This window comes from Arthrobacter saudimassiliensis (assembly GCF_059090665.1).
Genome location: NZ_JBNHFX010000001.1, coordinates 939,735 through 958,265, shown reverse-complemented (window position 1 = coordinate 958,265; position 18,531 = coordinate 939,735). Strand labels below are relative to the sequence as shown.

At 69.3% G+C, this 18,531-nt stretch carries 25 protein-coding genes and 1 riboswitch; of the genes, 8 read left to right on the top strand and 17 right to left on the bottom strand.

All coding sequences use genetic code 11. The features are described from left to right. Positions 1–75 precede the first annotated feature (75 nt). The 3 genes from AC5RV6_RS04460 to AC5RV6_RS04450 all read left to right on the top strand — a co-directional run bounded on the left by AC5RV6_RS04460 (position 76) and on the right by AC5RV6_RS04450 (position 2,264). Positions 76–498, top strand: a complete 423-nt coding sequence (locus AC5RV6_RS04460) for an ATP-binding protein (protein ID WP_494006068.1) — start codon at positions 76–78, stop codon at positions 496–498. Between the two features lie 28 nt (positions 499–526). Then, entirely contained in the window at positions 527–1,303 is a 777-nt protein-coding gene (locus AC5RV6_RS04455) for a DUF8462 domain-containing protein (protein WP_494006067.1), read from the top strand. A 133-nt stretch (positions 1,304–1,436) separates the two neighbouring features. Beyond that, the gene (locus AC5RV6_RS04450) at positions 1,437–2,264 is read left to right on the top strand and encodes a carbon-nitrogen hydrolase family protein (RefSeq protein ID WP_494006624.1); all 828 of its coding nucleotides are present in this window, start codon (positions 1,437–1,439) and stop codon (positions 2,262–2,264) included. Between the two features lie 15 nt (positions 2,265–2,279). On the opposite strand, the gene AC5RV6_RS04445 is transcribed toward AC5RV6_RS04450, so the two are convergent. After that, positions 2,280–2,609 carry a hypothetical protein gene (locus AC5RV6_RS04445; protein ID WP_494006066.1) on the bottom strand — a complete coding sequence of 110 codons (330 nt, stop codon included), beginning with the start codon at positions 2,607–2,609 and terminating at the stop codon, positions 2,280–2,282. Positions 2,610–3,004: 395 nt separating this feature from the next. Between AC5RV6_RS04445 and AC5RV6_RS04440 the strand changes: the two genes are divergently transcribed. Further along, entirely contained in the window at positions 3,005–3,544 is a 540-nt protein-coding gene (locus tag AC5RV6_RS04440; RefSeq protein ID WP_494006065.1) for a hypothetical protein, read from the top strand. On the opposite strand, the gene AC5RV6_RS04435 is transcribed toward AC5RV6_RS04440, so the two are convergent. From AC5RV6_RS04435 to AC5RV6_RS04425, 3 genes are all read right to left on the bottom strand, one after another. Next, a complete protein-coding gene (locus AC5RV6_RS04435; RefSeq protein ID WP_494006064.1) occupies positions 3,459–3,851 on the bottom strand; it encodes a DUF1622 domain-containing protein in 393 nt (130 codons plus the stop codon). The genes AC5RV6_RS04440 and AC5RV6_RS04435 overlap by 86 nt on opposite strands. Before the next feature lie 154 nt (positions 3,852–4,005). Then, positions 4,006–4,365, bottom strand: coding sequence for a hypothetical protein (locus AC5RV6_RS04430; RefSeq protein ID WP_494006063.1), 360 nt, complete (start codon positions 4,363–4,365; stop codon positions 4,006–4,008). A gap of 100 nt (positions 4,366–4,465) precedes the next feature. Further along, on the bottom strand, positions 4,466–4,801 hold the full coding sequence (locus AC5RV6_RS04425; protein WP_494006062.1) for a hypothetical protein: 336 nt from the start codon (positions 4,799–4,801) through the stop codon (positions 4,466–4,468). 174 nt (positions 4,802–4,975) lie between these two features. Between AC5RV6_RS04425 and AC5RV6_RS04420 the strand changes: the two genes are divergently transcribed. After that, the gene (locus tag AC5RV6_RS04420) at positions 4,976–6,229 is read left to right on the top strand and encodes an MFS transporter (protein ID WP_494006061.1); all 1,254 of its coding nucleotides are present in this window, start codon (positions 4,976–4,978) and stop codon (positions 6,227–6,229) included. 9 nt (positions 6,230–6,238) lie between these two features. Here the strand turns inward: AC5RV6_RS04420 and AC5RV6_RS04415 are convergent, their stop codons facing one another. The 4 genes from AC5RV6_RS04415 to AC5RV6_RS04400 all read right to left on the bottom strand — a co-directional run bounded on the left by AC5RV6_RS04415 (position 6,239) and on the right by AC5RV6_RS04400 (position 9,267). Then, positions 6,239–7,705, bottom strand: coding sequence for an amino acid permease (locus AC5RV6_RS04415; protein ID WP_494006060.1), 1,467 nt, complete (start codon positions 7,703–7,705; stop codon positions 6,239–6,241). A gap of 126 nt (positions 7,706–7,831) precedes the next feature. After that, the gene (locus tag AC5RV6_RS04410) at positions 7,832–8,212 is read right to left on the bottom strand and encodes a DMT family transporter (RefSeq protein WP_494006059.1); all 381 of its coding nucleotides are present in this window, start codon (positions 8,210–8,212) and stop codon (positions 7,832–7,834) included. A 1-nt stretch (position 8,213) separates the two neighbouring features. Continuing rightward, positions 8,214–8,528 (bottom strand): DMT family transporter, encoded by a 315-nt coding sequence (locus AC5RV6_RS04405; RefSeq protein WP_494006058.1) that lies wholly within the window; start codon positions 8,526–8,528, stop codon positions 8,214–8,216. Positions 8,529–8,538: 10 nt separating this feature from the next. Continuing rightward, positions 8,539–8,605: riboswitch (guanidine-III (ykkC-III) riboswitch) on the bottom strand. Positions 8,606–8,643: 38 nt separating this feature from the next. Further along, on the bottom strand, positions 8,644–9,267 hold the full coding sequence (locus AC5RV6_RS04400) for a flavin reductase family protein (protein WP_494006057.1): 624 nt from the start codon (positions 9,265–9,267) through the stop codon (positions 8,644–8,646). A 96-nt stretch (positions 9,268–9,363) separates the two neighbouring features. Between AC5RV6_RS04400 and AC5RV6_RS04395 the strand changes: the two genes are divergently transcribed. Continuing rightward, positions 9,364–9,702, top strand: coding sequence for an antibiotic biosynthesis monooxygenase family protein (locus AC5RV6_RS04395; RefSeq protein WP_494006056.1), 339 nt, complete (start codon positions 9,364–9,366; stop codon positions 9,700–9,702). Positions 9,703–9,712: 10 nt separating this feature from the next. Here AC5RV6_RS04395 and AC5RV6_RS04390 read toward each other — a convergent pair whose 3' ends face one another. The 5 genes from AC5RV6_RS04390 to AC5RV6_RS04370 form a co-directional block, all read right to left on the bottom strand. After that, on the bottom strand, positions 9,713–10,630 hold the full coding sequence (locus AC5RV6_RS04390) for an SMP-30/gluconolactonase/LRE family protein (protein WP_494006055.1): 918 nt from the start codon (positions 10,628–10,630) through the stop codon (positions 9,713–9,715). A gap of 125 nt (positions 10,631–10,755) precedes the next feature. After that, positions 10,756–11,043: a hypothetical protein gene (locus AC5RV6_RS04385; protein WP_494006054.1), complete on the bottom strand. Its 288-nt coding sequence runs from the start codon at positions 11,041–11,043 to the stop codon at positions 10,756–10,758. 103 nt (positions 11,044–11,146) lie between these two features. Beyond that, positions 11,147–11,677: a MarR family winged helix-turn-helix transcriptional regulator gene (locus AC5RV6_RS04380; protein WP_494006053.1), complete on the bottom strand. Its 531-nt coding sequence runs from the start codon at positions 11,675–11,677 to the stop codon at positions 11,147–11,149. A gap of 131 nt (positions 11,678–11,808) precedes the next feature. Beyond that, the gene (locus AC5RV6_RS04375) at positions 11,809–12,822 is read right to left on the bottom strand and encodes an LLM class flavin-dependent oxidoreductase (RefSeq protein WP_494006052.1); all 1,014 of its coding nucleotides are present in this window, start codon (positions 12,820–12,822) and stop codon (positions 11,809–11,811) included. A gap of 73 nt (positions 12,823–12,895) precedes the next feature. Further along, positions 12,896–13,267: a hypothetical protein gene (locus tag AC5RV6_RS04370; RefSeq protein ID WP_494006051.1), complete on the bottom strand. Its 372-nt coding sequence runs from the start codon at positions 13,265–13,267 to the stop codon at positions 12,896–12,898. Between the two features lie 226 nt (positions 13,268–13,493). Here AC5RV6_RS04370 and AC5RV6_RS04365 point away from each other — a divergent pair, with 226 nt between their 5' ends. Both AC5RV6_RS04365 and AC5RV6_RS04360 read left to right on the top strand, forming a co-directional pair. After that, positions 13,494–13,799 (top strand): hypothetical protein, encoded by a 306-nt coding sequence (locus tag AC5RV6_RS04365; RefSeq protein WP_494006050.1) that lies wholly within the window; start codon positions 13,494–13,496, stop codon positions 13,797–13,799. A 67-nt stretch (positions 13,800–13,866) separates the two neighbouring features. Next, positions 13,867–14,361, top strand: coding sequence for a hypothetical protein (locus tag AC5RV6_RS04360; protein WP_494006049.1), 495 nt, complete (start codon positions 13,867–13,869; stop codon positions 14,359–14,361). 120 nt (positions 14,362–14,481) lie between these two features. On the opposite strand, the gene AC5RV6_RS04355 is transcribed toward AC5RV6_RS04360, so the two are convergent. The 4 genes from AC5RV6_RS04355 to AC5RV6_RS04340 all read right to left on the bottom strand — a co-directional run bounded on the left by AC5RV6_RS04355 (position 14,482) and on the right by AC5RV6_RS04340 (position 18,515). Further along, the gene (locus AC5RV6_RS04355) at positions 14,482–15,525 is read right to left on the bottom strand and encodes a hemolysin family protein (protein ID WP_494006048.1); all 1,044 of its coding nucleotides are present in this window, start codon (positions 15,523–15,525) and stop codon (positions 14,482–14,484) included. Beyond that, entirely contained in the window at positions 15,522–16,907 is a 1,386-nt protein-coding gene (locus tag AC5RV6_RS04350) for a hemolysin family protein (protein WP_494006047.1), read from the bottom strand. The genes AC5RV6_RS04355 and AC5RV6_RS04350 overlap by 4 nt, the downstream gene beginning before the upstream one ends. Before the next feature lie 188 nt (positions 16,908–17,095). Beyond that, the gene (locus tag AC5RV6_RS04345) at positions 17,096–17,833 is read right to left on the bottom strand and encodes a DUF3592 domain-containing protein (protein WP_494006046.1); all 738 of its coding nucleotides are present in this window, start codon (positions 17,831–17,833) and stop codon (positions 17,096–17,098) included. 22 nt (positions 17,834–17,855) lie between these two features. Next, a complete protein-coding gene (locus AC5RV6_RS04340; RefSeq protein ID WP_494006045.1) occupies positions 17,856–18,515 on the bottom strand; it encodes an alpha/beta hydrolase family protein in 660 nt (219 codons plus the stop codon). Positions 18,516–18,531: the final 16 nt, after the last annotated feature.

The following is an 18,531-nucleotide window of genomic DNA, read 5'->3' as shown; positions in this document are numbered from 1 at the left end:
GAGTGCCGGTCTTAGGTAAGTTAGAAAGCTTTATCTGGACCTTATAAAGTGCCCTAAAGGTTATAAGGTAGGGTCATGGATCCTATCTCGAATCCCTACACCCCGAACGCTGGAGCTACCCCAGAGATCGTCATCGGCCGTGACGCGTTGAAGGACGACTTCCATACTCTCCTGCGCCGCCTCGATCGAGGGCGGACCGATCAGTCCATGATCATCACCGGCCTGCGAGGGGTGGGAAAAACCGTCCTTCTGGGGGAGTTCCGGCAGATGGCAGAGGACTTCAGGTGGAAAGTACTCGAGTTTGAGGCCAGCAAGCATGACGACTCTCGGTTTCGGCAGCTGATCTACTCCCAGCTGCGAACAGCGTTGTTCCAGATCGCGCCGACCAAGAAGTGGGGGGATGCAGCCAAACGGGCCGCCCAGGTCCTAGTCCTTCAGCCTGACCATCGATCCCTCAACCGGAGCTCCTACGTTCGCTCTGGACGTGGAGCCAGCTGAAGGGGCCGCGGACCATGGTGACCTCGGTTTGGATCTTACCGATGTCCTTACGGCGATAGGCGAAGCTGCCAAGGGCCACGGAACTGGCTTGGTTCTGCTTTTTGATGAGGTCCAGTTCCTGAATCGGCCCCAGCTCGAAGCTATAATTCAGGCCATCCACAAAACAGTTCAGCGCAAGCTGCCTGTCACCTTTGTTGGGGCCGGCCTGCCTCAAATAGCTGAACTCGCAGGCGACGCAAAATCATATGCTGAACGCCTGTTCAAGTTCCCGGAAATATCCTCCTTGAATAAGGAGGATGCCAAGCAGGCGCTGGCTGGACCGGCTGCAAATGAGGACGTCACATACACGCCTGATGCTTTGGAGCTTGCCTTCGAGATGACTGAGGGATATCCCTATTTTATTCAAGAGTTGGGGTACCAAGCCTGGTCTGTGGCGAGCGGCCCCCAGATCACCCAAACGGACATTGAGAACACGAGAGAAGCGTACGAATCGAAGCTCGACTCCTCGTTCTTCCGGGTGCGTCTGGACCGTGCGACACAGTTGCAGATCGCTTATATGCGGGCAATGGCCGAATTGGGCCCTGAGGCGCAAAAAGCTGCAGATGTTGCTGCTGTAATGGGACGCGAGTCCACGCAGGTCGCTCCCACGAGGTCAGAGCTGATTAGTCTCGGCCTTCTTTACACGCCCGACCACGGCTATGCGAAGTTTACAGTACCGCATTTTGACCGCTTCATGCTTCGGGCCGTGCCAAAGCTTGATATCCCGCCAATACAGAAAAGGCGGAGAAAAGCAGTGAAAGACTAAAAACTCCTCGACAAACTCACCGTCGCCTCATCGGCCCGCGTCAGGCTGAGTTGCCGAACATCGGGCGGGCAACCCGGACGGGGCGGCGCCGGACCGCGGTTGTGGCTAGGCTGGCGCTATGAACAGCCCAACCATCCGGGTGTCCCTGGCGCAGATCAACAGCACCGCGGACCCCGCCGCGAACCTGGCCGTTATCCGTACCCGCGCCGAGGAAGCCCGGACCGCCGGCGCGCGGCTTGTGGTGTTCCCGGAGGCCACCATGTGCGCCTTCGGCAATCCGCTGAAACCGGTCGCCGAGCCGCTGGACGGGCCCTGGGCCACGGCGGTGCGGGACATGGCCCGGGACCTGGACATCGCGATCATGGTCGGGATGTTCACGCCAGGCACGGACGGCAGGGTGCGCAACACCGCCCTTGTCACCGGGCCCGGAGTGGAGGCCGCGTACGACAAGATTCACCTGTTCGACGCGTTCGGCTTCGCCGAGTCCGACACCGTGGAACCCGGCGACCGCCCCGTAACCTTCACCCTGGACGGCGTCACCTTCGGCCTGGCCATCTGTTACGACATCCGCTTCCCCGCCCTGTTCACGGCTAACGCGGCCGCGGGGGCGGACGTGAACATCGTCTGCGCGTCCTGGGGTGCGGGGGAGGGGAAGGCGGATCAGTGGACGCTGCTGGCGCGGGCCCGGGCGCTGGACAGCACTTCGTTCGTCGTGGCCGTGGACCAGGCCGATCCGGCCGCGGCGGGCGGCGAGGTACGCAGCAAGGCGCCGCTCGGCGTCGGGCACAGCCTGGCGGTCTCACCGCTCGGGGTGGCGCTGGGGGAGCTGGGCGCCGAACCGGGCCTGCTCACGGTGGACCTGGACCTGGCCCAGGTGGCGCAGGTGCGCTCCCACCTGCCGGTGCTGGCCAACGCGAAGGCCGTGCCGGCCCCGGGCGCGACGGCGGCCGCAGGAGCCTGACCCGTTCTTCCGCGCTCAGGGCATCGCGTCCTGGGCGGCAGCGGATCCCTGCTTCCCGGCGGCGCCGGGGCCCGGATCCGGGCGCGGGTCATTGCTGGTCCCGCCGGCGGGGGCCGCGGACGCGGCCTCGGTGGCGGTGCGCCGGTCACGGAACTGGCTGAAGCCCAGCCACGCCAGCGGCCCAATCAGCGGCAGCACCACAATCGCCGTCCCCCAGGCCACCCGCGCCGGCAGCGGCAGGCACACGGCCCGCACCAGGCTGACGAGCGCCGCGGCGGCCAGGACGATGACCAGCACAGCGCCGAGAATGGCCAGGGGCATGAACAGCAGGTACTCGACCGGCATGGCGGATCGGCCTCTCTGATGAACTCATGGTGCTGCCTGTTGTCAGTGCGGCGGCCTGCCGGGACCCCGTTCGCGTGAGGCCCGGCAGGCCGATCGGTTTCAGCCTAGGATGCCCCGTTCCGGCCACGCATCATGCCAGGAGCTGACATTCCACCCGGCGTGTCCGACCATCGGATGACCGGTGGCGGTTCGGACGCCCAACTGCCCGGCCGGGAGGCTGTACCTCCATTCTCCGAACCGGAAGGGCCCGGGACATCAGGGCCATCCCTGAGAACAACCCTGATTCCTCCGAGCCCGTGTGGCCGCGAGCCCGCGTGCCCGCTGTGCAGGTGGCATCGACGCCGGCCCGTCGGCGCCGGGCTGAAGGGCACCGGGGCGCCGCCTAAAGTAAAGGCATGGCCGCCTCCGTCCCGACTCCGCCGCTGCCGCGCCGCCGCTCCGCCTTCGATGCGGTCATGGCCGGCTCCAGCCTGCCGATGGCCCTGCTGATTCCGGTGTGGGTGTCCCTGGGACGGACGTGGTTCGGCCCGGCGGGCTGGCTTTCCCAGGCGCTGGCCTTCACCGCCGGTCCGCTGCTGGCCGTGGTGATGCTGCTGGCGGCCGCCAGGATCACCGTCAATGCGGCCGCCTACCGCCCGTTCGGTGCCCCGCGGCGCACCTCGCTGCTGCTGCTCGGCCAGTATGCTGCGGCGGCGGGGTTCGGTTTCCTGCTGCCGGACTTCGGCGACGGCGCCGGGGTGCACGGCTCGGTGCTGTCCCGGCTGGCGGGGGAGGAGTACGTCGGGATTTCCGCGGGGCTGGCCAATCCGCTGGGCATCGCGGCCCTCGGCCTGACCGTTGCCGTGCTGGTCACCGCCTTCCGCGATGCCGCCCGGACCCGTTCCCTGCAGCGGGCTGCAGCTGGTCACCCGCCTGCCACGGCCAGCGCCCGGTGACCTCCAGCTGCAGTGAATAGCTGAGGAAGGTCCGGATCAGGACGATCACCGCCAGCACGCCCAGGGACTCGAAGGTGGGCGTGATGGCTACGGTGCGGATGATGTCCGCGGCCACCAGCAGCTCCAGGCCGAGCAGGATGGAGCTGCCCAGCCGGCGTCGGAAGTCCTCGTACAGCCCGGTGCGCTCGCCGCGCAGCAGGGAGCGGATGACCACGGCCCCGGAGAGGAGGGCGCCGACGACGATCGCCGCCACCCCGGCCAGGTCCATCAGCGCGCCGACGTCCTCGATGAAGTACTGAAAGTCCACGGCACCTCCCGACGCCGGCCCGGGCGGGCCCTGCCCCTATCTGCGGCCATGGCGCCGGGGGTGTCAAGGGCGAGGGCGGGCCGCCCGCCGCGGGCCGGTGGATCCGGGCCCGGACCCCGGGGCAGCGGGCTGCGGGCTGGCGATCCGGGTGGAGTCAGGCAGCCTGCGCCGTGCCCAGGTAGAAGGCGTGGTCGTCGTACGGATCCTGCCAGGCGGAGTCGCCGCGCTGGATCCGGCCCACCATCGCGGCCGCCAGCCACCGGTTGTGGGCCTGGCCGTCGTCGTCAATCCAATGCAGCAGCACGTGCGTGCGGGTCCAGGCGACTGCCTTGCCGTCCACCGTCACGCCCGGGACGGGACGGGCCCGGATGTAGGGTTCGCGGCGGTACGGCGCATGCGTGACCCGGCCCTCCGGACGGCCGGAACCCGCGGTGAGCGGGGCGGCAGTGCGGGAGGGGGCGGTGGTGCGGGCGGGAGCGGAGGCGGTGCGCGTCGCGGCAAGGGTGGCAGGCATTCCTCCACAGTGCCTGCCGGCACTGACATTCCGTCAGGAAGCTGTCCGGTCAGGAGACCGAGGGGCCCGTCCGGTCAGGAAACCGAAGGGGCCTGTCCGGTCAGGAGGCGAGGTCCCGCCACTTGGCGGCGGCGCGCTGGGACAGGGCGGAGCCGCCGTCGGCCACCCGCCGGGGCACCATGCGGATCACCGGGGCCAGCTCGGAGAGGTGGTGGACCCGGTGCGTGGACCCGGCCCGGTTCATGACCAGGAAGGCCACGCACACCGGTGCGGCAAGCAGGGAGATCAGGGTGAGCACGCCAAGGCCGTACAGGGCCAGCAGGGCGTACATCGGGGTGTCGAACAGGGTGGCGATGAAGGCGGCGCTGCCGAAGAGCAGCCAGAGCCAGAAGACACCGATCAGCACCAGGAACGTGCGGGCACGGCGGAAGAGCATCACAGAGCGTCGAGTGGCGGGCGCACCCGCCTGAGACCCAGTCCTCATCTTGCGTTTCTCCCCGGCTAACGGACCCCCCAGCTGGGCCCCCACGCTGAATATTAGCCCCTTTTTTCGTTGCGGGTGGGACCAAGGTGAAGAATGTTCCCTGACTGTGTCGAGGAGGGGAACATCATGGGAGCGAAGGCAGGCCCGGGGCTGCTGTTCATCCTGGTCTGCGCCATGGGCGCCGGCCCGGTGATGAACTACGGAATCAGCGCGGCCAGCACCCTGATCATCGCGGACCTGGGCATCAGCGAAGGGCAGTTCGGCCTGCTTGCCACGGGCTGCTTCCTCAGCGCCGCCCTGTGCTCGCTCTCCCTCGGCCGGCTCAGTGACCGGATCAGCTCCCGGGCCCAGATGCTGATCATCTTCGGCGGCAGCGCCCTGGCCCTGCTGCTCATGGCGGTCTCCGGCAGCTACTGGTGGCTGCTGGCCGCAGCGGTGCTGGCCGGGCCCGCGCAGGCCATCTCCAACCCCACCACCAACCGGATCATCAGCCACCGGGTCGAGCCGCAGCGCCGCCCCGGCTGGCTGGGCATCAAACAGTCCGGCGTGCAGGCCAGCCAGCTCTTCTCCAGCCTCTTCTTCCCGGCCGCCGCGCTGCTCGCGGGCTGGCGCGGTGCCGCCGTCGCGGCGGCCGCCCTGCTGGGCCTGCTGCTCGCCTACGCGTGGCGGCACCTTCCCCCGTCGGCCGACGCCCTGCCCGCCGCCGGCGCCGTCCGTGACACGCCCGCAGCCGGTGGCCCGTCGGATGCGGCCGGCCGCCGTTTTCCGGGGGCGGTGTGGCTGCTGGCCGCGTTCGCCCTGTTCTCCGGCGCCGGCATGCAGGCCACCAATGTGTACCTGCCGCTGTTCGCCCAGCGGGAGCTCGGCTTTCCGCTGCTGCTGGCCGGCGCGACGGCGGCCGCGGCCGGAGTCATCGGCGTCGCCTCCCGGGTCCTCTGGGGACGCCGGATGGCCGGCGGCGTCTCGGCCGCCACGCTGCTGGTGATCCTGGCCCTCGGCGCGGTCGGCGGCGCGGGCCTGCTGCTCGCGGCCGGGGAAACCGGGGCGCCTGCCCTGCTGTGGACCGGCGTCGTGCTGCACGGGGCGACCGTGCTGGGCGTGAACGTGGTGGTCATGGCAGGGGTGCTGCGCCTGGTTCCCGGCGCCCGGGTGGGGGCAGCGTCCGGGGTGGTGTCCCTGGGCATGTACAGCGGCTTCGCGCTGGGGCCGCTGGCCATGGGCCTGCTGCTCGACCTCTCGGGACACTTCCTGGCCGGCTGGATCTTCGTCGGCTCCGGCTACCTGGTCTGCCTGCTCATCGGCGGGCTCCTGCATATGACCCGTCGTCGCGCCGCCCGGCTCCAGGCGGCGGCCGGTCCGGCCGCCGCCGCGGAGGGCTGACCGCCCCGGTTAGGCGGACCCGGATTCGGCAGCGGGTCCGGGCCGGAGCCGGGGGCTGTCCGGGTTCAGCAGCGAGTGCTTCCGCCCGTAGAACATGTACAGCAGCAGACCGATCACCAGCCAGATGCCGAACCGCAGCCACGTCTCCCAGTGCAGCTGCAGGATCAGGAACCCCGAGGACAGCACGCCGAACGCCGGGATCCAGGGCATCAGCGGCAGCCGGAACTCGCGCGGAGCCTCCGGCTGGCGGCGCCGCAGCACGATCACCGCCACGCAGACCACCACGAAGGCGGCCAGGATGCCGATGTTGGTCAGGTCCGCCACGGCGCGGATGGGCAGGAACCCGGCCAGCACGGCCGAGGCGATGCCGGCGATCCAGGTGACCCGCTGCGGGGTGCCGTGCCGGTCGGTGCCGGAGAACCAGCCCGGCAGCAGTCCGTCGCGGCTCATCGAGAACCACACCCTGGTGACCCCGAGCAGGAAGGTCAGCATCACGGTCAGGATCGACAGCACCGCGAAGGCGGAGATCACCGTGGCGATCGTCGGCAGGCCCACCGCCTGGAACGCGGAGGCGAACCCCGCCGTCGGGCTGATGTCGCGGTAGTTCTGCATCCCGGTCAGCACCAGCGTGGCGAGCACGTACAGGACCATGGCCACGGCCAGGGAGAGCAGGATGGCCTTGGGCATGTGCTTCTTGCCCTCGGTGGCCTCCTCAGCCGCGGTGCTCATGGCGTCGTAGCCGAAGACCGCGAAGAACACCGTGGCGGCGCCGGTGAAGACCGGCCCGAACCCGTTGGGCAGGAACGGCGAGTAGTTCGCCGGATTGATGTAGAAGACGCCGAGGCCGACGATGAACAGGATCAGCACCACCTTCAGCACGACCGCCACCAGCTCGAACCGCCCGAAGGTGCGGGCGCCGCGGCTGAGGATGAAGGTGATGAACAGGCACACCACGATGGCCGGCAGGTTCATCAGCCCGCCCTGGATCTGGTCGCCGGTGCCCTGCATCCAGACCGGCACCTCCACGCCGATGCCGGCCATGAATTCGGTGAAGTAGCCGGAGATGCCGATCGCTACCACCGCGACGATCGCCGTGTACTCCAGCAGCAGGTCCCAGCCGATGAACCAGCCGATCACCTCGCCCAGGGCCACATAGCCGTAGGTGTAGGCGGAGCCGGCGCGCGGCACCATCCCGGCGAACTCGGCGTAGGACAGGGCGGCCGCGGCGCTGGCCAGGCCCGCGATCAGGAACGAGAGCAGGACACCGGGCCCGACGCCGGGTGAATCGGCGCCGCCGTTGGCCACCAGCCCGGCGAGGGTGAAGATGCCGATGCCGATGATCCCGCCGACGCCGATGGCGGTCAGCTGCCACAGCCCCAGGCTGCGGAAGAGCTGGTTGCCGCCCTTCTCCTCGTCGATTTCGTCGATGGGCTTGCGCCGGAAGATTGATCCGGTGGTCCCGTCCGCTGTACTCACGATGCGCCTCCTGCTGCCCTTCGCCCGGCGAAATCCGCATGTCGGACAGCAGTAAACACCCCGGGGACGGCGCTGCCCACCCCCTCGGGCTTTTCCGGCCCGGGCAGGGCGGGCGCGCAGTGCGGGCTAGGCGGTGCGGTCGGGTGCCGCCGCGCCGTCGGCGCCGGTTCCGTTGCCGGCCGCCGGGCTGCGTCCCTCCACCAGGCGCAGCCCGGCCACGCAGGCGATGATGCCGGCCAGGAACACGATCTTCAGTACCCCGGCGGCCTCCGCGCCGGTGAGCATGGCCCACGCCGCGGTCAGCACCGCACCCAGGCCCGTCCAGACCGCGTAGGCGCTGCCCACCGGGATGCTGCGCATGGCCCGGGACAGGCCGACCATGGACAGGACGGCGGCCACGAAGAACACAATGGTGGGCAGCGGCCGGGAGAAGCCGTCGGAGGCAGCCAGCGCGGTGGCCCAGACGGCTTCGAGCAGGGCGCTGAGAATCAGGATCAGCCACGGCATATCAGCTCACCGCCTTGAGGCCGATGACGCAGCCGATGATCCCGGCCAGCAGCAGCAGCTTGGCCGTGGTGGCCTGCTCGCGTCCGACGGCCATGGAATACCCGGCGGTCAGCACGGCGCCGATGCCCACCCAGACGGCGTAGGCGGTGCCCACCGGGATGGACTGCATCGCCCAGGCCAGGCCGGCCATGCTCAGCGTGATGGAGGCGGCGAACAGGAGGGTGGGAAGGGGGCGGCGGAAGTTTTCGGATCGGTCCAGCGCGGTGGCCCAGACGGCCTCCAGCATCCCGGACAGAACCAGGACAACCCAGCTCATGATGATTTCCTTTGGCCAGTCTTGTCGCTGTCCGGGTACTGATCCCTCGTCCGGGGGCCGCGATTGCCCGGCCCTGGTCCCACGGTAGCAAATCCGGGCGGCGCCGACCGCCGGGTCAGCCGGCGGGCGGCGTGTAGTGCCCGGGCCAGTCGGCCGCGCGGATCCGGCTGATGCTGCGGACCCGGCCGACGCCGGCCCACTCGTTGCGGCCCAGCCGTGAAAGCGGGCGCAGCCGGCTGATGTCGGGGTGTCCGTCAACCAGGGCGGCAGTGTCGACGGCGGCGAGGGTGACCTCGCCGATGACCATGTAGCAGTCGCCCACCGGCAGCACCTGGTGCAGGCGGCATTCCAGCACGGCGGGGGAGCCGGCCACCCGGGACGGCGCGACGGTGAGCGCGGGCTCCCGGGCCACCCCGGCGGCGTCGAACTCGCTGGAGCCGGGCGGAAAGTCGGTGGCCGTGGCGTTGACCTGCTCGAACAGGTCCTCCGGAGCGAGGCTGACGGTGAACTCGCCGGTGGCGCGGATGTTGCGCAGCGTGTCCTTCTCGCCCACCGAGGTGAACGCCACCATGGGCGGCTCCACCGAGGCGACGGTGAAGAAGGAGTGCGGGGCCAGGTTGTCGTTTCCGGCGGCATCCATGCTGGCCACCCAGGCGATGGGACGCGGAACCACCACGGAGTTCAGCAGGCGGTAGAAGGCGGAGCCGGACATCTCAGCCGGGCGGAAATCGGTCCTCATGCCCCGAGCCTATCGGTGTTCGGGGCCCGCGCCGGGCCTTCCGCGGATCGGCCGGGAACAGCCGCGCCGGTTGCCGGGCGGGGACATAATGGGGGCATGAGCATCATCAAGATCAATGCGATCACCGTGCCCGAGGACTCCGGCGACGAGCTCGCCCGCAGGTTCGCCGCCCGCGCCGGGGCCGTGGACAACCAGGACGGTTTCGAGGGCTTTGAGCTGCTGCAGCCGACCGACGGGCGCACCACCTGGCTGGTGGTCACCCGCTGGCGCGACGAGGAGTCCTTCCAGGCCTGGACCGCGTCCAGGAACTTCGCGCACGGCCACGGCCACGGCCACGGCGAGGGTGCCGACGCCGGCCGGCAGCGTCCGGTGGGGGTCAGTGCCGAACTGTGGAGCTACCAGGTGGCCGGCGGCAGCGGGGGAAACCGCAGCTGATCGCCTGCCGCTAGGACCAGGGCAGGAAACTGCTCCGGGCATCACGGGCGTTGGTGCGGATCCGGTACAGGCTGCTGGAGGCCGTGATGTACAGGCTCTGCCCGTCCGGGCCGCCGAAGCAGAGGTTGCCCACCGTCTCGGGTACCGCAATGGTGAGCAGCAGCGCGCCGTCGGGCGTGAACACCTGCACCGCGCTGCCTGCGGAGGTCCAGAGGTTGCCGTCCGTGTCCACCCGGAATCCGTCGGCCAGCCCGTCCTGGATTTCGAGCAGCAGGCGCCCGTTCTTCACCCATCGGCCCGCGGCGACGTCGTAGGCGCGGATGCCGTGGCCTCCGCCCGGATAACCGGCCGGGGTGCGTTCGGGCAGCTCCATGGAGGTGTCGGAGACATAGAGGATGGTTTCGTCCGGGGAGAACGCCAGCCCGTTGGGCATGCGGACGTCAAGGACCGCAGGCTCCACCTCGCCGGTGGCCGGGTCCAGCCGGAAGACGTAGTGGTCTCCGTACTCGAGCTCGCCGGGGTGGCCCTCGCCGTCTTTCAGGATGCCGTAGGAGGGGTCGCTGAACCAGATGGTTCCGTCGGAGGTCACCACCACGTCGTTGGGCGAGTTGAAGCGGCGGCCGTGCCACTGATCGGCGAGGGGCTCGACGGCGCCGTCCCGGTCCCGTTCCATCCGCCGGCGTCCCTGGGAGCACTGCACCACGGATCCGTCCGGCGCCAGCGCCCGTCCGTTCGTGTACTCGACCTCGGTGGCGTACACGCTGAGCTCGCCGGTGCGCTCGCTGTATTCCAGGATGCGGTTGCCGCTCACATCACTGAACCGCACCGCACGCCGGCCGGGAATCCAGGTCGGCCCCTCGGCCCAGGAAGCGCCGCTGGCCACCTTCTCGAGGCGGGCGGTGTCCGGAAGCAGATCGGAAGAACGCACGATAGAGCTCCTTGGGAATCCTTGGGAAGTTGCCGGACGGCGTCGAACGGCGCATCCGTCCGGGGCGGGTGGTTCCGGGTACCAAAAAGGCCGTCCCCCACCTGCACGGGGACGGCCCAAAGGTCTTACTGCTGGGGAATGATCTGCAGCGAACCGGTATGCAGCAGCCGGTCGACATCGTTGGTGGTCAGCCCTGCGGCCTTGGCGACCGCTTCAGGCTCAGTGCCCTCCTCCAGGGCATCCTGGACGACCTCCGCGAGTGCCTGCTCGGCACGGTCCAGTTCCCACTGCTGCACTTCGACGCGGGAGGCAGCCATGACCAGGGGGGAGAGGGATTCGCTCGCTTCGTCCGCCGCAGCGGTTTCTTCAGGAGCAATATCGTTCTCGTGGGGGGTCTGGGGTACCAGGGACATTAAGCTTCGCCTCCGACTATTACATTTCCCTAACAAGTAGTTAGGAGAACTATTTATATCTGTCAGCATGCTGAAATGTCCAGCCTGCGGATACAAAATGATGCTATCGGGACTGGTTTTGTTCCACGTGGTGTTTTCCATCCGTGTCATCCAGGACCCGCGTCATGGCCTGCAGGAACCGGGTGATGATCACGGCCTCCTGGGGCGTCAGGTTCTCTGCGGCGGCCAGCATGCGGCGATGCATGAGGCCGAGCGTGTCCCGGACCTCGACGTCCGCATTCTCGGTGGGCAGGATTTCCAGCGCCCGCCGGTCCGTGGGGTGCGGGCGGCGCATCAGGTAGCCGCGGGCCTCCAGGCGGTCCAGCAGGGCAGTGGTGGAGGCGGTGGAGATGTTGAGGATGCGGGAGAGATCCTTGGGGCCGATGCTGCGTCCGGCCTGCTGGGCCTGCATGACATACCGGATGGCGAGCAGATCGGTTTCGTTCATGCGCATGGAATCACGGGTGCGGCGCCGCATGGCGGCTTCCGCGGCACGGTACGTGCGCAGGGCGTTGAGCACGTCGATGCTGTCCGCAGACTCGGGGGCAGGCACGTACCAGTAGCCCGCACCGTCCGAAGTTGCTGGTGAGTCCATAGGCACTATCCTAGCCCCGCTTCTAGATAGGCCGTCTACCTATTGTGGTTCTTGATCCGGAACACCCGGAGCCCCCACCCTAGCAGCAGCGCTGTTCCGCGTGGGCTGCGGGCCATCCCCCCTCCCGGGGGTCAGCGCCAGCCGGCCGCCGGGGCCACATGCTGCACGATGCCCTCCAGCAGGTGCGCGTTGTAGTCCACGCCCAGCTGGTTCGGCACCGTCACCAGAACGGTATCTGCGGCCTGCACCGCGGCGTCGGCGGCCAGCTCGGCGGCAATCGCATCCGGCTCCCCGATGTAGCTGCGCCCGAACCGGGACCGAACGCCCTCCAGCAGCCCCACCTGGTCGGTGCCGTCGGCCTGGGCGCGCAGGCCGAACCAGCGCCGGTCCTGCTCGGTGACCAGGGGAATGACACTGCGGCTGACCGAGACCCGCGGCTCGCCCTCGTGGCCGGCGTCGCGCCAGGCGCTGCGGAACAGTTCGATCTGCTCCGCCTGCAGCTCGTCGAAGGGCACGCCGGTGTCTTCGGTCAGCAGGGTGGAGCTCATCAGGTTCATGCCCTGCTCTCCCGCCCACCGCGCCGTCGCCCGGGTGCCGGATCCCCACCAGATGCGCTGCGCGAGCCCGGGGGACTGCGGTTCAACCGACAGCAGGCCCTGCTGCCCGCCGGTCATGGCCGGGTCCGCCGGAGCCAGGCCCGCCCCGGCGATGGCAGCGCGGAACCGGGCGGTGCGGCGTCGGGCATCCTCCGCCGGATCCTCGGGCCGGTAGCCGAACGACTCCCATCCGTGCAGGGCGGGCTCGGGGGATCCCCGGCTCAGGCCCAGCTGCAGCCGCCCGCCGCTGATCAGGTCCACGGCGGCGGCTTCCTCAGCCATGTACAGCGGGTTCTCATACCGCATGTCGATGACGGCGGTGCCCAGCTCCAGCCGGGAGGTGCGGGCCGCCATGGCGGCCAGCAGCGGGAAGGGCGAGGCCAGCTGCGGCACGTAATGATGCACGCGCAGGAACGCGCCGTCGGCCCCGACCTCCTCGGCCGCCACAGCCAGCTCCATGGTCTGCCGCAGCGCATCCTGCGCGGTGCGTACCTGGGAACCGGGGATGTCCCGGTAGTGGCCGAACGTGAGGAAACCAATGCGCTTCATGCCTCTTGCAGCACTGGACCCGGCTTCGATATTCCGGCGTCGCCGGAGCAGCCGACCGCGGGGACCGCGCGGCTCAGGCGGAACACTCGACGAGGTACGTTCGAGCCTCTCTGATCCTGGCGGTCTTAGAGGTGCTCGCGAACCTGAACACGTGGCTGAAGGAGGTTCGACCTGAGCCGGAGTCCAGGAAGCCATCGCAGGACGCGAGCCGACCGTGCGTGATGATCGAAGTGACTTCGATGTAGCTGGTTGTGCCGTCCGGGCACACCTTGTCGGCCGCGCCCTCGCCGCTGACAGTCTCCTGTCCGACGATGGTCCACGCCGCATCGTCGGTCAACCATGCGGTGATTGCCGCAGCGTCGCTTTTCGCCCAGCTGGTGACGAGTTCACCGACTATGGAGATTCTGGGCGCATTTCCACAGTCGGTGGGAAGAATGGTCTTCATGTGCATAGCTGACTCTCGCTAGTGGTGACCGGCAATGCTGCTTCGCATCGTGGAGGGGCACGCTAGCCGGGATGGCCGTGGCCGTCCATAGAGCCCTCCGTGACGGCGTGCTCCACGAACCGAACCGAACCGAACCGAACCGGGGCGGCAGGTGCGGGCCGCCATGCCGGCCAGGGCCGCGGAAACGGCGGGGATAGGCTGGAGGCACCGACTTCGAGAAGGAGAAATGCCCTTGAGTTCCCTGCTTTCCTCCCTGGTTTCCAGCGCCGGCCTGCTCGGCGGCTACAAGACCGCCCGGGACACCGGCAACCGGCAGCTTGGCGGCGCCGTGCTCGCCGCCGCCGGGGCGGCCGCCTTCGCGCTCTGGAAGCGCGACGCCGGCACCGCCCGCGCCGCGGCGCTGACCGGTTCCTACGTGGCTGCCTTCGGGCTTTCCCACCCGCTGGCCAAGAAGATGGGCGCCTGGCCCTCGGTCTTCACCGTCACCGGCGCGATGGCCGCCGCGTCGCTGATCTTCGGCCGCCGTCGCTGAATCCTGCCGGGCTCCGGTCGTTAGGGTGGAGACCACCAAAGGCAGCAACGGCAAGGGGAGGCAACGCATGACACCACCACGCGGACGCACACTGCTGAAGGCAGCGGCAACCGGAACCCTGGCCGGGCTGGCCGGGGTGGCGGCAATGACCGCCGGCGAAAAGCTGGAACAGGCCCTGACGCACCGGCCCAATTCCTATGTGCCGGCGCGGACGCTGCTCTCCCTGCTGGGTCGCAGGCCGGGCGACGAGCCGCAGTCTCCGGCCTGGAACCACGCCATGCACTGGGGTACCGGTGCCGCCCTGGGCGCGCTGCGCGGCGTCTGGTCCGTCACCGGGATCCGGGGTCCGCTGGCCAACACCTGGCACACCGTGGTGCGCCTGGCCACCGACCAGACGCTGGAAAACGCCACCGGCGTGGGCGCCCCGCCGCCCACCTGGGAGCGGCAGGACCAGATCGTGGACGTACTGCACAAGAGCGTCTACTCCTGGGCCACCGGCGCGGCGTCGGACGCCCTGATCCGGCCGGTGCTTGAATCCCGGCGCGGCACCGCCAGCCACTGACATCCCGCCCTCGGCGCGGAGCAGACACACAAACGCCGACGCCGGGCAGGAGAGTTCCTGCCCGGCGTCGGCGTTGATGCCCGGGGCCGCCGTTCACTTCGGCCCCGGGCGGTACTGCGGTCAGCGCACGCGCATGGCGCGGCTGTCGTCGCGGATCTGGCCCACGAGTTCCTCGATGACATCCTCGAGGGTGAGGATGCCGATGGTGCGGCCCTCGGCGTCGACCGCGGCCGCCAGGTGGGCGGCGTCGGCCTGCATGGTGGCCAGCGCCTGACGCAGCGGCGTGGTGACGGCGATGCGCGGCAGCGGGCGGACGGCGTCGGCCGGGATGGGCATCTCGCGCTGCTCCGGGCCTGCGCTGAGCAGGTCCTTGATGTGCACGTAGCCTTCCAGGCCGCCCGGTCCCGAGATCGGGAACCGGGAGAACCCGCCGCGCGCCACGGCCTCGGCCTGGGCCGGGGTGACGCCGGCCGGCAGGGTCTTGACCGTGCTGATCGGCAGGGTCACCTGCTTCACGGTGCGCTCCTCGAAGGTGAGGGCACCGAGCAGCAGCCGCTCGTCGCTGACGTCCAGCAGGCCGCCTTCGCGGGACTCCTCGACCAGGGCGGCCACCTCGTCACGGGTGAACACGCTGGTCACCTCGTCCTTGGGCTGGACCTTCATGGCGCGCAGGATCAGGTTCGCGATGCCGTTCATGACCCACAGCAGCGGGCGCAGCACGGTGGCGATGCCCACCAGGATCGGGCCCAGGATCATGGCCATCCGCTCCGGGCCCGCCAGGGCGATGTTCTTCGGCACCATTTCACCGAAGACCACATGCAGGTAGGTGACCAGGGACAGGGCGATCGCGAAGGCGATCGGGTGGACCAGGGCCTCCGGAATGCCGATCGCGTTGAACGGCACCTCCAGCAGGTGGGCGATGGCCGGTTCGCTGATCGCGCCCAGCGCCAGCGAACAGATGGTGATGCCCAGCTGGGCGGCGGCCATCATCAGGGAGACGTTCTCCATGGCCCCGAGCGTGACCTTCGCGGCCCAGGACCCGGCCTGGGCCTTGGGCTCGACGATGGTGCGCCGGGCGGAGATCAGCGCGAACTCGGCGCCGACGAAGAACGCGTTGAACAGCAGCAGGAAAATGGTCAGCAGGATGCCGGTCAGGTCGCTCATCGGCGGGCCTCGCTTTCCTCGGCGCCGTCCTCGGCGTCAACAGGCTCGTGATGGGTGACGACGGCGCGCACCCGGACAATCCGGTGCTCGTCGGTCTCCTCGACGCGGAGGACGATGGTGGCCGGGTTCGCACCGTGCGGGGTGTCCGCGGCGATGGTCACCTCGTCTCCCACCTGGGCCAGGCGTTCCAGCTCCAGGGTCACGAGGCCGGCGAGGGTCTCGTAGTCGTCGTGCTCGGGCACGCAGGCGCCGAGGTATTCGCTGGCCTCGTCGGGGCGCAGCAGGGCGTCGAGCACCCAGGAGCCGTCGGCTGCCTGGACGGCGGAGGGGCCCTGCGGGTCGTGCTCGTCGAGCACTTCGCCCACGAGCTCCTCGACGAGGTCCTCCAGGGTGACCAGGCCGGCGGTGTCGCCGAACTCGTCCACCAGGACGGCCAGCTGCAGGCCGCCGGACCGGAGCGTGTCCATCAGGTGGTCCAGCTCCACGGTGTCCGGGACCACGGTGACCGGGCCCATGACGGAACTGACCGGCGTCGTCGCCCGCTGCTCGTAGGGGATGGCGAGGCTGTGGCGCACGTGCACCAGGCCGAGCACCTTGCCTTCGTCCTCCTCGATGACCGGGAAGCGGGAGAACCCGGACTCGGTGGCCGCCGCGAGCATCTGCGCCACGGAGGTTTCCGGCGAGAGGTCGTGGATGCGGGCGCGGGGGGTCATCACGTCGCGGGCCCGGCGGTCGCCGAAGGCGAAGGAACGGGCCACCAGCTCGGCGGTCTCCGCGGCCAGTGCGCCCTGCTTGGCCGAGTGCTGCACCAGGCCGGCGAGTTCCTGTGGAGAGCGGGCGGAGGCCAGCTCCTCCTGCGGCTCGATGCCGAAGGAGCGGACCACCTTGTTGGCGGTGCCGTTGAAGAAGCGCAGCAGGATGGCGGTGGAGCGGCTGAAGCCGCGCTGGAAGCCGGTGACGGCGCGCGCGGTGGCCAGCGGCTTGGCGATGGCCAGGTTCTTCGGGACCAGTTCACCGAAGATCATGGTCAGGCCGGTGGCCAGGACCAGGGCGATGGTCACCGAGACCGAGCGTGCAGCGACCTCGCCCAGGCCCATGTCCTGGAGCGGTCCAACGACAAGGGAGGCGATGGCCGGTTCGGCCAGGAAGCCGATGCCGAGGTTGGTGACGGTGATGCCCAGCTGGGCGCCGGACAGCTGGGTGGAGAGCGTGCGCATGGCCTTCAGCACGCCCTGGGATTTACGGTCTCCGGCTTCCGCGGAAGCTTCGACGTCGTTGCGGTTCACCGTAATCAGGGCGAACTCGGCGGCAACGAAGGCGCCGCAGGCGGCAATCAGAATAATGCCAATCAGGATGGCGACGACTTCCATCAGCCCCACCATCCCGTCTCAGTCTTCAGGCCCGAAGGCCAGGGTCTGTGACAGGGTGCGTCGCAGCGGGCGCTCATGATCTCCATACTTTTATCGACAATGGGTAGGCCGGCCCTGCCGGGCCGACTGTAACCAGAATAGCGACTCCGGTGAACGCCGATTATCAGCAAATTCCCAGCCTGACATCGGGCGACGTCCGGCTAGAGCGCCTCGGCTTTGCGGCGGGCATTTCGGGCCACGAGCCAGATGGTTCCGGGTGCGGCGGCGAGGGCCAGCCCGCCGACGGCGATGAACCAAAAAGTGCTGTTGACCGGGCTGCTCTTCCCGTCGAGGAAGGAGCTGAAGGCGACCACATGTTCGGGGTCTGCCCGGTCCGCGTAGATGCGCACGCGGTCGCCCTCAGCCCACTCCGGGTCCGCATAGCCGGTGGAGCGCGTGGCCTTCTCCCGCAGGGTTGCCGCGTGCATCCGTCCTTCGGCCGTGTAGGTGATCTCCGCCGTCGTCCGGGTGGTGTAGCTGGGGCTGCGCCCGTTCAGCCCCACCCGGTGGGAGCGTTCCACCTGCACCGCTGCGACCGTGGCCTCAGTCTCGATGCCCTCCGAGGCGAGCCGGTAGTACTCGGCGTTGTCGCGGATCTTCAGGCCGGTCCAGGCGAGCAGGAAGAGCACGAGGATCACGGTGGCAGCCGCTGCGATCCGCTGCACGATCCGCATGTTGCGGGCGAGCCGGTGTCCGCTCCAGCCGGGGGCGAAGTAGCCGTTGCCGCGGCCGTCGTTGAGGTAGATCCCGCGCCAGGCGTGTTTGCCGAAGGCCATCTGCATCGCATAGCTGCTGGTGTTGTGGTTGGGGGACCTGGTCCACCCCTCGGGCAGGTCGAACGTGCGCGGCGGGGTGCCGTCGCCGGGATCGACGGTGATGGTCAGGGCCTGGTTTTCCACCGCAGCAGCCTAGCGGCGCGGTTCAGTTCCGGCGAAGAAACTCCAGGACTGTTGCGGCCAGTCCGGCGCCGACGTCGGCCGGCGGGCGCTTGTTGCCGGCGACGTTGAAGGAATGGTCGCCGCCCTCGATCCGTTCGACCCGGGCGTTGGCCCCGATCCGCTCCGCGATTGGCTCCAGTTCGCCGGGCAGGGCGAAGGGGTCACGGGTTCCCTGCAGGAACAACATGGGCAGGGCGAGGCCGTAGAGGTGTTCGTCCCGCAGCTTCTCCGGCTTGCCCGGCGGGTGCAGGGGATAGCCGAGGTAGACCAGCCCTGCGGCGTCCATCCCTTCGGCCACCGCCATCGACGCCATCCGGCCGCCAAAGGACTTGCCGCACGCCCAGACCGGTTCGCCGTCCGCCGCCCGGCGCTGCGCGGCGTCGATCACCGCGCGCCAGGTGGCGATCGCCGTCGGCGCCTTGTCCGGGAACTTCTTTCCGGCCTCGCGGTAGGGGAAGTTGAAGCGCAGGGTGGCCGCGCCGCCGTCGTTCAGGGCGTCGGTGAAGCCCACCATGAACGGATGCTCCATCCCGGCTCCGGCGCCGTGGGCGACGACGACGGTCGCGAACGCGTCCTGCGGGCGGGCGTAGGCGGCGCTGACGTCGGCCTCGCCGACCGTGATTCGAAAATCCTCCTGCTGCATGCCTCCAATCTAGTGT

Excerpts from the sequence above, each read along its gene's own strand:
- AC5RV6_RS04460 (WP_494006068.1), top strand. The coding sequence starts at position 76 with ATGGATCCTATCTCGAATCCCTACACCCCGAACGCTGGAGCTACCCCA.
- AC5RV6_RS04445 (WP_494006066.1), bottom strand. The coding sequence starts at position 2,609 with ATGCCGGTCGAGTACCTGCTGTTCATGCCCCTGGCCATTCTCGGCGCT.
- AC5RV6_RS04440 (WP_494006065.1), top strand. The coding sequence starts at position 3,005 with ATGGCCGCCTCCGTCCCGACTCCGCCGCTGCCGCGCCGCCGCTCCGCC.
- AC5RV6_RS04430 (WP_494006063.1), bottom strand. The coding sequence starts at position 4,365 with ATGCCTGCCACCCTTGCCGCGACGCGCACCGCCTCCGCTCCCGCCCGC.
- AC5RV6_RS04425 (WP_494006062.1), bottom strand. The coding sequence starts at position 4,801 with ATGCTCTTCCGCCGTGCCCGCACGTTCCTGGTGCTGATCGGTGTCTTC.
- AC5RV6_RS04420 (WP_494006061.1), top strand. The coding sequence starts at position 4,976 with ATGGGAGCGAAGGCAGGCCCGGGGCTGCTGTTCATCCTGGTCTGCGCC.
- AC5RV6_RS04410 (WP_494006059.1), bottom strand. The coding sequence starts at position 8,212 with ATGCCGTGGCTGATCCTGATTCTCAGCGCCCTGCTCGAAGCCGTCTGG.
- AC5RV6_RS04405 (WP_494006058.1), bottom strand. The coding sequence starts at position 8,528 with ATGAGCTGGGTTGTCCTGGTTCTGTCCGGGATGCTGGAGGCCGTCTGG.
- AC5RV6_RS04400 (WP_494006057.1), bottom strand. The coding sequence starts at position 9,267 with ATGAGGACCGATTTCCGCCCGGCTGAGATGTCCGGCTCCGCCTTCTAC.
- AC5RV6_RS04395 (WP_494006056.1), top strand. The coding sequence starts at position 9,364 with ATGAGCATCATCAAGATCAATGCGATCACCGTGCCCGAGGACTCCGGC.
- AC5RV6_RS04385 (WP_494006054.1), bottom strand. The coding sequence starts at position 11,043 with ATGTCCCTGGTACCCCAGACCCCCCACGAGAACGATATTGCTCCTGAA.
- AC5RV6_RS04380 (WP_494006053.1), bottom strand. The coding sequence starts at position 11,677 with ATGGACTCACCAGCAACTTCGGACGGTGCGGGCTACTGGTACGTGCCT.
- AC5RV6_RS04375 (WP_494006052.1), bottom strand. The coding sequence starts at position 12,822 with ATGAAGCGCATTGGTTTCCTCACGTTCGGCCACTACCGGGACATCCCC.
- AC5RV6_RS04370 (WP_494006051.1), bottom strand. The coding sequence starts at position 13,267 with ATGAAGACCATTCTTCCCACCGACTGTGGAAATGCGCCCAGAATCTCC.
- AC5RV6_RS04365 (WP_494006050.1), top strand. The coding sequence starts at position 13,494 with ATGCCCTTGAGTTCCCTGCTTTCCTCCCTGGTTTCCAGCGCCGGCCTG.
- AC5RV6_RS04360 (WP_494006049.1), top strand. The coding sequence starts at position 13,867 with ATGACACCACCACGCGGACGCACACTGCTGAAGGCAGCGGCAACCGGA.
- AC5RV6_RS04355 (WP_494006048.1), bottom strand. The coding sequence starts at position 15,525 with ATGAGCGACCTGACCGGCATCCTGCTGACCATTTTCCTGCTGCTGTTC.
- AC5RV6_RS04350 (WP_494006047.1), bottom strand. The coding sequence starts at position 16,907 with ATGGTGGGGCTGATGGAAGTCGTCGCCATCCTGATTGGCATTATTCTG.
- AC5RV6_RS04340 (WP_494006045.1), bottom strand. The coding sequence starts at position 18,515 with ATGCAGCAGGAGGATTTTCGAATCACGGTCGGCGAGGCCGACGTCAGC.